The 16,125-nt window shown below is 39.6% G+C and carries 11 protein-coding genes; all 11 read left to right on the top strand.

What is annotated here, in order from left to right; translation table 11 throughout:
* The first annotated feature begins 11 nt into the window (after positions 1-11).
* The 11 genes from D1164_RS14060 to D1164_RS14010 all read left to right on the top strand — a co-directional run bounded on the left by D1164_RS14060 (position 12) and on the right by D1164_RS14010 (position 16,124).
* Positions 12-1,709 carry a RagB/SusD family nutrient uptake outer membrane protein gene (locus tag D1164_RS14060; RefSeq protein WP_172594466.1) on the top strand — a complete coding sequence of 566 codons (1,698 nt, stop codon included), beginning with the start codon at positions 12-14 and terminating at the stop codon, positions 1,707-1,709.
* 17 nt (positions 1,710-1,726) lie between these two features.
* Positions 1,727-2,779, top strand: coding sequence for a DUF5627 domain-containing protein (locus D1164_RS14055; RefSeq protein ID WP_172594465.1), 1,053 nt, complete (start codon positions 1,727-1,729; stop codon positions 2,777-2,779).
* Positions 2,780-2,862: 83 nt separating this feature from the next.
* Positions 2,863-3,975, top strand: a complete 1,113-nt coding sequence (locus D1164_RS14050) for an alpha/beta hydrolase family protein (RefSeq protein ID WP_119350637.1) — start codon at positions 2,863-2,865, stop codon at positions 3,973-3,975.
* Between the two features lie 383 nt (positions 3,976-4,358).
* The gene (locus tag D1164_RS14045) at positions 4,359-7,175 is read left to right on the top strand and encodes a hypothetical protein (protein WP_119350636.1); all 2,817 of its coding nucleotides are present in this window, start codon (positions 4,359-4,361) and stop codon (positions 7,173-7,175) included.
* A gap of 44 nt (positions 7,176-7,219) precedes the next feature.
* On the top strand, positions 7,220-9,439 hold the full coding sequence (locus tag D1164_RS14040) for a hypothetical protein (protein WP_147372190.1): 2,220 nt from the start codon (positions 7,220-7,222) through the stop codon (positions 9,437-9,439).
* A 112-nt stretch (positions 9,440-9,551) separates the two neighbouring features.
* A complete protein-coding gene (locus tag D1164_RS14035; RefSeq protein ID WP_206611015.1) occupies positions 9,552-10,601 on the top strand; it encodes a carbon-nitrogen hydrolase family protein in 1,050 nt (349 codons plus the stop codon).
* Between the two features lie 229 nt (positions 10,602-10,830).
* Entirely contained in the window at positions 10,831-12,036 is a 1,206-nt protein-coding gene (locus D1164_RS14030; RefSeq protein ID WP_119350634.1) for a glycoside hydrolase family 27 protein, read from the top strand.
* A 9-nt stretch (positions 12,037-12,045) separates the two neighbouring features.
* Complete coding sequence (larA, locus tag D1164_RS14025; protein ID WP_119350633.1) at positions 12,046-13,287, top strand: nickel-dependent lactate racemase; 1,242 nt, start codon at positions 12,046-12,048, stop codon at positions 13,285-13,287.
* Between the two features lie 3 nt (positions 13,288-13,290).
* Complete coding sequence (gene nagA, locus D1164_RS14020; protein ID WP_119350632.1) at positions 13,291-14,469, top strand: N-acetylglucosamine-6-phosphate deacetylase; 1,179 nt, start codon at positions 13,291-13,293, stop codon at positions 14,467-14,469.
* A 7-nt stretch (positions 14,470-14,476) separates the two neighbouring features.
* Complete coding sequence (locus D1164_RS14015; RefSeq protein ID WP_119350631.1) at positions 14,477-15,694, top strand: MFS transporter; 1,218 nt, start codon at positions 14,477-14,479, stop codon at positions 15,692-15,694.
* A 25-nt stretch (positions 15,695-15,719) separates the two neighbouring features.
* Positions 15,720-16,124 (top strand): phospholipase D-like domain-containing protein, encoded by a 405-nt coding sequence (locus D1164_RS14010; protein ID WP_119350630.1) that lies wholly within the window; start codon positions 15,720-15,722, stop codon positions 16,122-16,124.
* Position 16,125 lies beyond the last annotated feature (1 nt).

Raw genomic sequence — 16,125 nt, 5'->3', positions numbered from 1 at the left:
TGAACGGGATTATGCTTACAAAAAAATCTTTTTTAATAATATTAATCACATTAGGATTCATAGTGTCTTCTTGCGAAATGGATTTTCTTCAACCGTTTGATGACAATCATTCTTCAGCGGAAAGGCTTTACTATGATTCAGGATTTGCAGAAGGTTTATTGATTCGGGCGTATCGTGATTTGCCCAATGGTTACTCTTTTGACGAAGCTTCAACAGATGATGCAGTAACTAATGTTGAAGGCAATAATTATAGAAGAATGGGAACTGGTGAGTGGTCTTCACGCTATGATCCCATGTCCATATGGAACCTGGCATATACAAATATTTATTATTTAAATTATTTCCTGGAAATTAATCCAAGTGCCCAATATGCATGGGATGAGGCTAATGGCCCGGTGAAAGAACGAAATGAAGCATTTAGAAAAAGGTTTGAAGCTGAGGCTTTACTTCTGCGGGCATGGTATAATTTTGAATTATTAAAACGACATGGAGGTATTGCAGAAGACGGTAACCCAACAGGGTTTGTTCTTTTAGAGAATAAGGTTGACATTAATGTCGATTATAATTTGCCTCGGAATAGTTATGAAGAATGTGTACAAGCTATTTATTCTGACATTGAGAAAGCATTATTAAATTTACCTGATGAGTATTCTGATTCAGAAGATATAGTACAACAGATTGTTTTTGGTTCACAAAATAAAAATCGTGTGAACGGCAAATTTGGAAAGGCTTTAAAATCCAGGGTTTCACTTCATGTTGCCAGCCAGCCTTTTTATACAGGTAATGAATATTGGGAAAAAGCTGCTGTTTATGCCGGTGCATTATTATCCGAAATTGGAGGAGTTTCCGGCATGTCGCCAACAGGCGTTGAATTTTGGAAAAATGAAAATGATAGTGAGATATTATGGCGAAGGGATTATTCCGAAATCAATTCCCGTGAGGTAGCAAATTTCCCACCAACCTTATTTGGCCAGGGGCAAACCAATCCAAGTCAGAATTTAGTGGATGCATTCCCTATGGTTAATGGCTATCCTATCAATGCAGAAGAGAGTGGATATGATGCGAATCAGCCTTATGCTGGAAGGGACCCCAGGTTAAAAAGATATATTATTTATAATGGCAACGATTTTGACGGAAGAGTAATAAACATAAATGATGAAACTGATGACTGGAACAACCAAACAGTTTATTCTACACGTACAGGTTACTATCTTAAAAAATTATTACAGCCAAGTGTAAATATAAATCCTAATGTAATGTCTACTGCCAGACATTTTTATCCATTCTTCCGATATACTGAAATATTCTTAAATTATGCAGAAGCAGCAAATGAAGCCTGGGGACCTACGGCAGATCCCAATGGCTATGGATTTACTCCTGCTGAAATTATTTCTGCTTTGAGAGAGCGGGCTGGAATTACACAACCCGACGAATTCATTATTGAAAGTTCAACAAGTAAGGAATTGATGAGAGCTTTGATTCAGAATGAGCGAAGGATCGAACTGTGCTTTGAAGGATTCAGGTTTTGGGACATCCGGCGTTGGGGGATGGATTTAAATGAAACGGTAAATGGGGTATTATTGACCAACGAAACATATAATGTTGTTGAAGTTGAAAAAAGGAATTATAAATCTCATATGAATTTTGGCCCTATTTCACAGTTAGAAATATTAAAGGCTGATAAATTAATACAAAACAAAGGATGGTAAGATTAAAATTTATTACAATGAAAAGAATATCAATATTGTTCATTTTAATTGTTAGTATGTTCCATTTTTCCTGTAAAGATGATGAACTGAGATTTGATGATTTTGATTATACAACGGTTTATTTTCCATTCCAATATCCGGTGAGGACACTCGTTTTAGGAGATTATATATTCGATAATGCGAATGACAATGATTTAAAATTTAAAATTTCCGCCAGGGTTGGAGGGATGTATGAGAATAATAAAGACTGGGAAATAAAATTCCAGATTGATCAAAGTTTGGTAGCCGATCTTATCACGAATGAGAATGACTGGGATGGGAAAAGTGAGAGCTCAGCCGATACGCTTAAAATTCTCCCACCACAGTATTATAGTTTGGATTCGGAGGAAACCATATTAATTCCAAGAGGAGAATTTTTCGGCGGAGTTACTGTACAGTTAAATGAAGCATTTTTTAATGATCCCAATGCATATAAGACACATTATGTACTTCCGCTAAAAATATTATCCAGTAGCGCAGATAGTGTACTTTCCGGATTGGCGGGTGTTGATTCTCCAGATCCACGGATTGGTTCTGATTGGACTATTACTCCCAAAAATTTTACTGTTTTCGGGATTAAGTTTGTCAACGAATATCACGGAAAATATTTGCACAGAGGAAAATCTGTTATAAAAGATGCAACAGGAGAAGTTGTTCATACTATAGTTTACAGAAAAAAATATGTAGAGCAGGATGAATTATGGTCTCTTTATACCAATGGAAGAAAACAAGTGAAATTAACAGGTGAATTGAGAAGTATCCCTGAAAGTCCTGGTAATTTTGAAATGAATTTGTTATTTGATAACCAGGGTAATTGTGTTATTTCTTCTACGGACAATTCAAACTTCTCAATCTCCGGGAATGGAAAATTTGTTAAAAATGGAGATATGTGGGGTGGAAAAGAACGCGACGTAATTTTCTTGAATTATGATGTGAATGAGGGGGAAAATACCCATTCTATATCAGATACCCTTGTTTTCCGCGATAAAGGCGTCGCATTTCAGGAATATTCACCTGTTATCATGAATTAGAGGCCCTTTTATTTCTTGTTTTAATTGAAGTGTTTACTCCGAATAGTGAATTTTCGGAGTAAACACTTAAAATAATTTCAATAATGAGCAGAACAATTAGTGAAATTGTGCTGGTGTGCGCTTTTTTATTAAATATATCAATGTCTTTGAAGGGGCAAGGGGTTGATAGTTTAGAGGTTAGGCGAACGGATATGTATGCAGCACAATTGGAGAATTATTTAAGAGAATATCTTGTAGATAAATATGAAGAGCGATCGAATAAACTTTGGTATAGAGACTATAGTAGCATCGACGCTTTCATAAGAAGTATAGAACCGAATCGTGCAAGGTGGAGAGATGTTGTAATCAAACCTCCTGAATTTAGAAAAACAGCAGAGTTACAGCGAAAATTTCACATTATTGAAGGAGTAAAAGGGGAGTGGCTGGAACTTGAGTTGGGAGCTCTAAGCGTGCAGGCGTTTTATGCCTTACCACAAAGTGCATCAAATAACCAGCCTGTGCCTTTAGTAATTTGTCAACATGGCATTGGCAGTAGTCCGGAAACTCCTTTTAAAGATGGGGGGTATCATGCATATGCAAAAGCATTGCTAGAGGCAGGTTTTGCTGTGCTTGTTCCAATGAATTTGAGGTCTATAGAAAGGCGAAACAGAATTGAGAGATTAGCCCGCATGGCAAATTTAAGTTTGCCGGGCATTGAGTTTGCCCGTTTGCAGCATCTTTTAGATGAAATTGTACTAGACGATCGAATTGATTCAGAACGTATTGGAATGTGGGGAGTCTCTTTAGGAGGAATGGCAACGATGTTTTTTATGCCGCTTGAACAACGCATTAAAGTTGGGGTGGTTTCAGGTTGGTTTAATGAACGTCGAAATAAAATGGTTATTAAGGATGAACGTTATTCCTGTTTCCTGGAGACAAGAGAAGATCACGCCTTTTTTAATGGTTGGTTAACTGAATTTTCAGATTATGATGCTGTTTCTTTAATCACTCCCAGACCTCTGCTAATCCAACATGGGAAACAAGATGGAATCGCCTATTGGCCTCAGGTAGTAAATGAATTTAATAAAGCCAAAATTTATTATGATAAATTAGGTGTCGGTAGCCGTATTAAACTTGACATGCATGAAGGAGGGCATGAAGCCATAGTGGAGTCAGGCCTACAATTTATGAAAAAATGGCTATTACAAAATCAGTAAATAGAATATCAATACCGGAAGTACCCTGGTATTCTACATGTGTGACAGGAGGTTTCTGTTGAACAGGTGTTTAGGAGGGATTTATTCTTTGAAATAAGCTAGGGCATTAAAGGCAGAAATTTATCTCTGTATAGGAACCAGTAGTTTATGAAGCAGGGAAGTCAGAGATTATGATCGGACTTTCTTTCGGGCTTGAAAATGTTATGAATCCATGAATCCATGAATCTGGGAAATAGGGACTAAATTATCTAAAGGTACCCCAGTTGTAGTAAAAGGTTTTGCATCAGGAGGGAAATCATGAATATATGTTGGTTGTGCAGATTAATAACCTGGGGATAGATTGCAAGAAGATAAGATATCTGATTCAATAAAAATTTTAAGTCATGAAAAGATACTTTAGATTTTCGTTATTGATTTTAGCAGTGGTTTTTAGTTCCTTTATTAATAAAAGGAATGCACCATCACTCAAGAAAGAAAATAATACCCAGGATTTTTTTAATAAACCTGTAGTTATCAGACTTGATGCAGAAATGGCAATCGTTAATGCTAAATCTGCTGAAATTGTGGAAGATAAAAGATTGTCAAACAATAGGGGAATAGCCTTAAAGCCTAATGTTCCCGCTGCAATTAACGGAGAGCGAACTGAAGCAGATTTGACTTTTCGTGTTAAGGTTCCCCCAGGACGTTATGTCATAAACACCTTTGCCGTAACTGATAAAGAAGGGGCGGAAGCAATGAAGAAAGCCACAAGCAAGTTCGAATCTTTATATGCTAAAATACAAATAGATAATAAGCAGCCTACAAAGCGTATAGTTTATGTGCCATGGGATGTTCCGAAACAAGAGTTAGGTAAATTTAATTTTAATGGGGAAGATCAACAATTGAAAATATGGTTGCCACGGGGTGTTCGGTTTGAGTATATTCAACTTTCAAGTTACAAATCACCGCAAGTACCGGAGTTGGCAGAGAATTACCAACCAAAAGTTATTCCTCCCCCTGGCCGGCCACGTCTTTGGGTAAACCAGCAATCATTGCCGGAGATTAGAGCGAGATTGGAAGCTGGGGAAAACCTAAAGGAGTGGTGGAAAGTAAAAAAATCTGCCCTTATTCCTTATGTTTTCGAATTTGATCCGGATAAAGAAGTGTCTTTCGATGCCGGATTGGAAAAAGCTGCAAAAACCAAGGCCTTTTATTATCTCATGACAGATGATAAACGAGTTGGGAAAGAAGCTATTAAATTGATGGCTGATTATATATCTCATGTTGAATTCGGTAATCTACTGGATATTACCCGGGAAATTGGTCGGGCTATCTACACTGCTTCATTAGTTTACGACTGGTGTTACGATCTTTTGACTTCGGAAGAAAAACAAATTATTTACAATAATTTGATGCGTTTGGCTGAAGATATGGAAATTGGCTGGCCTCCCTTTAAGCAGTCTATCATTATCGGGCATGGTAATGAAGCACAGATCAACCGGGATCTCCTTTCAATGAGTATTGCGATTTATGATGAAGATCCGCTGCCGTATCAATATTGCTCGTATCGTATCCTGGAAGAACTGGTACCGATGCGAAACTGGGAGTATCAGTCGCCGCGGCATAATCAGGGTGTTAATTATGGTGCTTACCGAATCGGTTGGGATTTACACGCAGCATGGTTGTTTAACCGTATGACTGGACAGCCCGTTTTCGCTGAAAATATAAAAAATGTTTCCAGGTTTTGGGTATATATGCGCCTTCCCAATGGTCAAATGCTTCGGGATGGTGACGGGTTTAATGCGGGTCCTCCGGGAGAATTCTACTACTGGAGTCATCCACAAACGATGTTCTTGTTTTACACTTATGCCGAAGATCCAATTATTAAGGCTGAATTCGAACGTCAGGGAGGGGCATTGGATGATCCGGTATTATTTCTTCTTTTGAATGATCCTGAATTGCAGGCTGAACCTGGCTTCGAGTCTCTGCCTCTTACAATGGATTTTGGCCCCATCCTCGGCTCAATGGTGGCACGTACCGGTTGGAATATCGGGTTAACCAGCAATGATGTGGTAGCCGAGATTAAAGGAGGTGGCTTTCACTTTGGCAATCACCAACATAGCGATGCCGGTTCTATTCAGGTTTACTACAGAGGTTTTCAGGTGGGCGATATCGGCCTTTATGGATTTTATGGGACACCTTATGATTACAATTTTAATAAACGTTCCGTTGCTCATAGTATGATGTTAGCGCGTGATCCGGGAGAAAAGTTTGGCAATACAGAGTCTAATGACGGAGGAACAAGGTTCAATCAACGAAATCCTAAAAGTCCCAAAGAAGCAGAAAACGATCCATGGTTTAATAACGGAAAAGTGCTTTCATCCGATTTTGGTCCTTCGAAACTCCATCCATTTTTTAGTTATTTTTCTGTTGATTTGGTGGGTGCATATTCATCAAAAATCAAATCATATACGAGGGAATTTTGCTTCCTCAATTTGGATAAAGACTCTATCCCTGCAGCGATTATTTTGAACGATAACATAACTACTGCTAATCCCAGTTTTAAAAAATACTGGCAAATAAATACACACAATAAGCCTCAAATAAACAAGAATACAATTGTTCTTAATAACGAAAGAAGAGGACTTACAGGTAAGACAACTGTTACTATGCTAATTCCGGCAATAGCAGAACGATATGTAGAAGTTCTGAGTGGTGCAGACGCGGTTACTTCCTTTGAATATAAATATGAGTTACCCGGAAGGCTTGGAAATAGGGATTTACCCGAAAAGAATGGACATCGAATCATGGTGTCGCCTAAAGTAGCTAAAAACAATGACCGGTTCCTCACGGTCTTCCAGCTTACCGCTGGCGATACTGAACCATTACCAGTTAAAAATTATCAGACAAAAGTGAGCAATGTCATTATAATCGCTGATCGGGTAGTTAGTATGAGTAAAGGGAATGGTTTTGTGGAAGAGGAATTTACCCTGAATATCCCGGAGGGACTTAAATTTCAGATCATTTTAACCGGAATGAAAGCTGGTAGCTGGAATGTTAAAAGTAAAGATGGAAAAATGAAATTTAACACAACGGTCCGCGAAGATGAGAACACAATATTTTTTCTGGCAGGTAGTGGGGAATATATCATTACTCCGGGGTGGCTTACTGGGTCTAAAACCTTGATAACAGATGAAGAATACAGACCCAAAAAAAGATAACCTCTTTTAGTAAAGTAGATAATTAAAACAATCAAAAATAAATTATGAAGAATCTCTTAATCATTTTTTTCTTTCTTTTCATTGCTTGTAGTCCTTTAAATAAGCCGGAGAAAACTATTGAAGAAGATATTGTTATTGAAAATTCTGAAATACGTCTTGTCATTAGCAGGCATGGGCGGGCGTTGAGCCTAATCCATAAACCTTCAGGACAGGAGTGTCTTCATACCGATACTAATTTACCAGCTTTTTCTTTTTTTCAATCACGACCTTATGATAATGAAGTTCAATTAATGTTTCCGGCAAAACCAAAAACGTTTAATGCCGATACGGTTTACTGGAGAGGAGATGATTTAGTAGTTGGATTTGAATTGGAATCCTATCTTGCTGTTATTGAGGTAAATGTTAATGACGATTATATTGGGTTTAAACTTAAGGATTTAGAGTACGAGATTTTAGATTATGGCGTAAAAAGAAGAACGGAAATTGATAAATTCACATTACTGCAATTACCTGTTCAGAACAGGGACAATTTTGGCGAATGGTTAAATGTTTCCTGGGACGAACAGGTCGCCATTAACCTGTTAGCCACGGATCCTTATGCAATGATTGATGCCGAAGAACGCGATGGTTTTCGGATTTTTAAAGCAGAGCTGCATGAGGAAGTGAAGATGAAAGGGGTTGAAGTTGTTTTGATTACAACCGAAAAAGAAAATCTCCTAAATAGAATTGAAAAGGTTGAAAATGATTTTAATCTTCCCAAAGGGGTGGCGAGTCGTCGAAGTAAAGAATACAAATATTCCTATTATGAGATATGGGATGCAACCCCGCAGAATATTGATGAACATATTGCTTTTGCAAAAAAGGGGGGATTTAAAGCTATTCAAATAGTCTGGAATTCATTTGTATCGTCTTTCGGTCATTATCCCTGGAAGGCTGAATACCCAAACGGGATGAAAGACCTTCAAACCGTAGTCCGGAAAGTTAAAGATGCGGGGATGATTGTAGGCACGCATTTATGGTATAATAAAGTTGATAAAACAGACCTTTTTGTAAGCCCGGTTCCGGATCACAGGTTAAGTCTTCGTCGCAATTTTACTTTGGCCTTACCATTAGGTAAGGACTCAGATATAGTAACAGTTGAGGAAAATCCTGAAGGAGTGACGATGGAAGAAGGTCGGCGATTACTAAAAATCGGTGATGAATTGATTGAATATGCCGGTTTTACGACAGAACGTCCATATCAATTTACGGGATGTATGCGGGGAGCGCTAAACACTGAGGTTTCGGATTATGTGCAGGGATACCGTTTGGGATTGCTGGATGTTGATACCTGGCCCAAATGGGTTCGGTTGGATCAACGGACCAGCATTCAGGATGAAATTGCAGAAAAGATTGGGAAGATATACAATGATGCCGGGTTTGATTTTATTTATTTCGATGGAGCTGAAGATGTAATTCCACCATACTGGTTTTATACTTCGCTGGCTCAAAATAAGTTGTACCAGAATTTTACGTCACCTCCGGTATTTTCCGAAGGCGCCATTAAATCTCATTTTAGCTGGCATATTTTGACGCGGGGAAATGCCTTTGATACTTTCAGGCCTGAAGTAATTAAAGAAGCTACGCGTAAATATCCATTAGCCCAGGCCAAATTTGTTTCTAAAGATTTTACTTCGATTAATTTCGGATGGATGAAGTATGTTGCACCAGGCGAGAGTACAATCGGAATGCAGCCAGATATGTTCGAATATGTCTGTAGCCGAGGTGCGGCCTGGGATTGTCCTGTCTCATTGATTGGTGAATTAGAGATATTTAAGAAGCATAACCGAACTTCTGATAATCTGGAGGTTATCCGTCGGTGGGAAAAAGCCCGGATAGAAAATTTTTTTACGGATAAACAAAAAGAAGAATTGAAAAATTCCAACCAGGAACACATCCTTTTAATCAATGAGGATGGAGGTTTCGAAATGTTACCATACACGCAAATTCTCAATGTAGCTGAGGAAAATAAGAATGTACGCGCCTTTATTTTTCAGCGAAATAACAAAACCTGTGTTGTCTATTGGCATATTTCAGGAGAGGGAAGCCTTGAATTACCTGTTAGTTCAGAGAGTGTTCGGTTGTTTGAGGAACTTGGGGAAGAAATATCATTACCGAAAAATGAGGAACGCATTTCAATTCCGCTTGGAGATCGTCGCTATGTGCAGTTTGATATATCCAAGGGAGAAGTTATTGATTTATTTTCCAAAGCGAAGATTAAATAACATGAGCAAATTTTTAGTAGTGTTTGCTTGGTGAATTAAGACTTTTATCTGTGAATGTGTTGATTTTGAGTGTTGTATAATATGCATATTAATTAAAACGAGGGCTATAGCTATGAAAAAGAGAATGAGTTTTAAAATGTACCTGTCTAAGGTATTATTTCAATTCCTGCTGTTTGTAACGATAACGACTTCATTGGATGCGTCAAATTACGTTACTGTAGCTACAATTGGAGGCAGACCATCTTCTGTAGATAGAACACAAGAGATGCAAGTTACTGTGGAAAAGGTTATCAAATTTTGGGATGTCAGATTAAAAAAGGTACTTCCCAATAAACCAGATCTGGTAGTTTTACCTGAGGCATGCGACGTTCCAATGGGATTAACCCGAACAGAAAAAGATAATTATTATCAGACAAGGAAGAACCAAATACTGGATTATTTCGCTTCAGTTGCAAAGGAAAATCGCTGTTACATTTTATACAGTACCATTCGGCAACAGGATGCTGATGGAGTTCGGAGGAACTCGGGTATCCTTTTAGATCGGGAAGGAAAGATTGCAGGGATATACGATAAAAATTATCCAACAATAGGAGAGATGGAAGCAGGGATAAAAGCGGGTGATGATGCAGCCGTTTTAGAGTGTGATTTTGGACGTTTGGCATGTGCCATTTGTTTTGATCTTAATTTTGATGAGTTGCGGCAGAAATATGAAAAAATGGACCCGGATATTATCGTTTTTCCTTCAATGTATCATGGCGGTCTTGTACAAAGTAACTGGGCATATTCATGCAGATCCTTTTTTGTGAGCTCTTGTGGCTTTACTACTTTGCCATCCGAGGTACGTAATCCACTTGGTGAAATTGTTGCTTCGAGTACAAACTATTTTCATTATGCTGTGACTACCATAAACCTTGACTCTCGTCTTGTGCATCTTGATTATAATTGGGATAAACTCAGTGCAGTAAAGGAAAAATATGGAAGAGCTGTTACAATAACAGATCCAGGAAAACTGGGGGCAGTTTTAATTACCAGCGAGCATGAGAGTGTAAGTGTCAATCAAATGATAAAGGAGTTTGATATTGAACTCCTTGACGATTATTTTAACCGTTCAAGAACGTTTCGAAGTAATCGTTTAGGAATGGATGCTGAATCAGTACCTTAACTTGCAGAGCGAAATGCATGTATTGATTTCAGATTCACTTTTAATCCGAAAGTGTCGTATTGGAGTACCTCCCGGGATCAAGTTGTCGGCAGACCGAAAGTTCAAAAGCGACATTATAGATGGAAAATTTTAGAACAAAGGCAACTGTTGCCGCTATGTTTTATGATTCGGAAGGTAATTCAAATTCTTGATATATAGTGGTATAAAACTAATAATATTATAACGTACAATGAAGAAACATTTTTTTTGGATTGTGTTGACATTCTTTTTTATGAATGTTCAGGCGCAAAAATTTGATCAGTTGGCCCAAACACCTCCCATGGGGTGGAATAGTTGGAATAAGTTTGGCTGCGATGTTAGCGAAGCTTTAATAATGGAAATAGCCGATGAGATGGTTCGCAGCGGGATGAAGGATGCAGGCTATGAATATGTGGTTATTGATGACTGCTGGCAGATAGGCAGAGATGAGGATGGGGAGATTATCATAGATAAAGAGCGGTTCCCCAATGGCATAAAGTATCTGGCCGACTACCTGCATTCAAAAGGGTTAAAACTTGGTATTTATTCATGTGCAGGGAAATATACCTGTGCCGGCCGTCCGGGAAGTCGCGGGTATGAATTTCAGGATGCACGCACTTATGCCAGGTGGGGCATTGATTATTTAAAATACGATTGGTGCTATACAACAAATGAAGATGCCCAATCTGCATCCTCGTCCATAGAGCATGCAATTAGTTCGTATACCACAATGAGCGACGCACTTTATGCAGCCGGGCGTCCTGTGGTTTTCAGTATTTGTGAATGGGGTTTCCAAAAACCCTGGAAATGGGCCGGAGAAGTGGGCCATTTATGGCGTACTTACCACGACATTAAAGACCGGTGGGCTGCTGTCCTGGAAATATTAGATAAGCAAAAAGGGCTGGAAAAATATGCAGGCCCTGGTCATTGGAACGACCCGGATATGCTGGAGGTTGGAAATGGTGGTATGACCACAGAAGAATATAAAGCGCACTTTTCGCTTTGGTGCATGCTGGCAGCTCCTTTAATGGCAGGGAATGATATCCGGGATATGTCTCCGGAAATAAAGGAAATCCTCACAAACAAGGAGCTTATTTCAATAAACCAGGATTCCCTGGGTAGCCAGGGATTCTGTTTCCTTAGTAGTGGTGACTATGAAATATGGATTAAAAAGCTGAAAAATAATGAAAGGGCAATCTGTTTATTTAACAGGGGGGAAGAAATTAAAAATGTCAGGGTTGATTTTGAGAATCTGTTAAAAGTCAATAGTACATATTGGAAAATGGAGCCCCACAAATTGGAAGATTACATAGTAAGGGATTTGTGGGAGCATAAAGATTTGAGTGTGGAAACAAACGTAAAATATATAGAAATACCCCCTCACTCAGTTAAAGTATTCCGTTACATCCATAAATAATTTAATTAAATGATTTCCAAAAAGATAGGGGAGATCCCCATGTTGAATTCATCCAAATTCAGGTTTGACCTTGGTTTGCCTGATAATGCAGACCAAACTTGTACCGACACTGATTTTTGCAAAGCAGTGAACGATGCAATCAGCTCGCTTCATCCTTTTATTGGCCCCGAGAAAACAGTGTGTATAATAGTTGACGATTATACACGCTCAACACCCACCTCAAAGATCCTCACTTTCCTTTTGCCGGGATTGGAGGAAGCCGGCATTAAAAAGGATAAAATATTTTTTATGTATGCATCCGGGTCACACAGGTTAATGACAGAGCAAGAGAAACGTGCCCGTTTGTCAGACAGATTTTTTGAGAGTTACCGGTCTATGGATCACCATTTTTTCGATAAGAACCATTTGGTAAAAATGGGAAAATTTGATGACGGGGCTCCCATTTATATAAACAAGCATGTAATAGAGGCTGACATGCGGATAGCAATCGGAACCCTTGTACCGCACATGCCGGCGGGATTTTCAGGAGGCGCTAAAATGCTTCTTCCCGGGGTAGCAGGAGAAGATACTGTACACCACATGCATGTTGTCGGGGCCCTCGACCCGAAACAAGCCATAGGGGTAACCGATACACTCCCCCGGAAATTAATGGAAGAGTTGGCAAAAACCGCAGACCCATTCACTATACTAAACGTAATATTAAATGCCGAAGATTTGCCAGTTGGGATTGTTGGCGGTCATTATGTAGAGGCACACCGCCGCGGTGTGGAAATTGCAAGGAAGACCTATTTTGTGCAAATACCCGAACGGGTCGATTTGGTAGTTTCCGATACCAGGAACCACGATGTTGACATGACCCAGGCAAATAAAGGCTTATTCTCGGCTGCATTGGCAGTAAAAGAGGGGGGAGAAATATTACTGGTAGCAAATTGCCGGGATGGAGTTTCGCCTGTGCACGGTAAAGAAATGCTGGGATTCGGTCTGCTAACCAATACTGAAATGGAAAAGGCCCTTGACGATGGCACTGTAAAAGACCCCATGTCAGCCATCGAAGTAATCCATAATAATGTAGTACGCAAAAAATCAAAGCTTTATTTACATTCTCCGAATATCACAAAAGAAGAAGCTGAAAAAATGAACTTCGAATATGTCGAAGATTTGCAGGAGTTTGTTGAAAGTCGTTTAAATACAGGGAAAACAGTTGGGCGCCTTCGTGCTTCTACTTTTGTTGTTCCCTTCTTAAAAAAATAAGAAATGAAAGTAGAATCGTATCTGGTAGTTAAAAATGGGACGGTAATAACACCTGAATTAGAGATTGAGGATGGTGTGGTAATAGTACGTGGCGGCAAAATAATTGAAGTTGGTAAAAGCGGAGAAGTAGAAGAACCGTTGAATGCTGAAAAAGTGGATGCCGGCGGCGGGTATATTTCACCCGGATTAATCGATATTCACGTAAACGGGGCAAACGGCACCGATGTGTCGAAAGTTGACCCGGATACCTTTTCAATAATGGGGAAATTTTTCACCCAATATGGGGTTACTTCCTATGTAGGTACTACGATCACAGCTGCTCCAACCGACATTGTGAAAGCGCTGCAGGTTGCCCGAGGATATATGAGAGAAGGAAATATGGATGGCGCTGAACTTCTGGGGATACACATGGAGGGACCATATATCAGCCCCGAACAAAGTGGTGCCCATCCACAACAATATCTGGCATTGCCCAAACCGGAACATTACATGCCGTTTTTGGAATACAGCGATGTGTTACTTTATATGACAATTGCTCCTGAATTGGAAGGTGCTGTTCAGTTGGTAAAGGACTTAAACCAAAAGGGCATCCTCGTGTCGGCAGGGCATACGGATGGTATTTATCCCGGAATTAAAGATGCCATTGATGCCGGTGTGAGGCATTCCACACATTTCTTTTGCAATATGTCTCATTTCCGTCGCGATAACTTAAAACGTGTGGCCGGTGTGGTTGAAACTCTCCTTTACGATGACAGGGTAAGCGGTGCGCTCATCGGAGACGGATGGCATGTTGGTCCGCAATTGATGAAATTGCTGGTAAAAGTTAAGGGCGTTGACCGTGTATGTTTTGTAACCGATGCTATGCCGGCAGTTGGCTTGCCCGATGGGATGCATCATATTGGTGAAGTAGAGGCCGTGGTTGAAAATGGCATTGCCCGCCTGAAGGATAATTCAGCTTATGCCGGCAGTGTAACAACCATGGATGTCTGTGTCAGAAACGGTGTAAATCAGCTTGGTTTGTCCCTGGTTGAAGCTATCCGTATGTCGTCATTAACACCCGCAAAAATCATTGGGGTTGCTAATAGGAAAGGCAGTCTTGAAAAAGGGAAAGATGCAGACATTGCAATATTTGATAAAAATATCAGGGTAGAAAGAACCATATGCCGCGGTGTACTAAACTAATAAAAGGATGATGGACAGAACAACAAAAGAATATGCATGGCTGGTAGTTGCCATACTGTGGTTTGTTTCTTTGCTAAACTATCTCGATCGCTTGTTGATTGCATCAATGAGAACTCCAATAAAAGCGGATATTCCAATGACTGATGCCGAGTTTGGATTATTGACTTCGGCTTTTCTGGTTATTTATGCCATACTTAGTCCGCTGGGAGGTTACCTTGCCGACCGGTTTAGCCGCAAATGGGTAATTTTCACCAGCCTGTTGTTATGGTCTGTGGTTACGTTAATAACCGGGTTTGTGGAAAACTATACCCAACTAATTGTCACACGGGCAATAATGGGAGTTAGTGAGGCATTTTATATGCCGGCCGCTGTTGCCCTTGTAATGGATTACCACAAAGGGCCTACCCGTTCAAAAGCTTCCGGTATACTAATGACTGGTTTGTATGCAGGAATGGCATTAGGCGGGTTAGGCGGGTATATCGCTACTATCTGGAGTTGGCAAATTGGGTATCATCTGTTTGGGGGGCTCGGTATTTTATATGCTGTTGTGGTTTATTTCACATTGGACGATGCCCCGGGAAAAGAACCGGAACCAGGGGAACAACAAAACGATTTCAATTTTATTGAGATGCTGAAAAGCCTTTTTAGTTCTAGGGGATATTTAATAATTCTTTTATATGGACTATTGGGGGGAATTTGCGTATGGCTTATTTATGCGTGGTTACCTACATTCTTCCAGGAGGGGTTCAACCTGTCGGTTGGCAAAGCAGGCGTCTCCGGTACCTTCTATGTCCAGGTCGCATCCTTTGCAGGAGTGCTTTTGGGAGGTTTTTTTGCTGATAAATGGGCCGTCCGAAATAATAAAGGCAGAATATACATCACCGCAATTGCTTTTATGGTCGGGGGGCCATTTCTCTATTTGATGGCTGCCGCCGATTTGTATTGGATTGCTGTTCTTGGTATCGTCATTTTCGGATTAACCAAAGGGAACCATGATGCCAACTTTATGCCAATAATTACTCAGGTGGTCAATAAAAAATACCAGGCAACCGGATATGGAATTATGAGTTTTTTTAGTGTCCTGAGTGGCGCTGCAATGATATATGTGGGAGGCTATTTAAAAGACATCGGTATATCACTGGATTTGGTATTTAAAATTGCGGGTATTGGAATCCTGATATCAGGAGTGGTGCTGCTGGCAGTTCGCCCCAATAAAGAAAATTAGGTGTAAAATATAATTAGTAAAGAATATGAGAATTGTAAAACCGTCGGAAAGTATCGATACCATTATTTCGGTTATCGACAGTGCAAAGGAGTATCTTGTTTTAGTATCGCCATACACCAATTTGAAGGGTTGGGAGAACCTGAAAGATGCTATAAATAATGCAGCAAAAAGAGGCATTGAAGTTTTATATTATGTAAGAGAAAAAGAAGGGATACCCGGTACAGAAGATTTAGATGTAACACTCTATGAGGTACCTAACTTACATTCAAAAATGTTTTTCTCTGAGAAGATGGCTGTTATTGGCTCTGCTCATTTGAAATATAACGAAGACATTAACTGGACCTATATTTTGGATAAACAAAGCGAATACATCGATATGCAGGGCTTTTTTAAAAATAATATTGAGCCGTTTGCCGTAAAACACAGATAGC

Source organism: Mariniphaga sediminis (assembly GCF_003573545.1).
GTDB classification, from domain to species: domain Bacteria; phylum Bacteroidota; class Bacteroidia; order Bacteroidales; family Prolixibacteraceae; genus Mariniphaga; species Mariniphaga sediminis.
The sequence above is the reverse complement of the archived record's forward strand: the minus strand, read 5'-3'. Positions and strand labels throughout refer to the sequence as shown.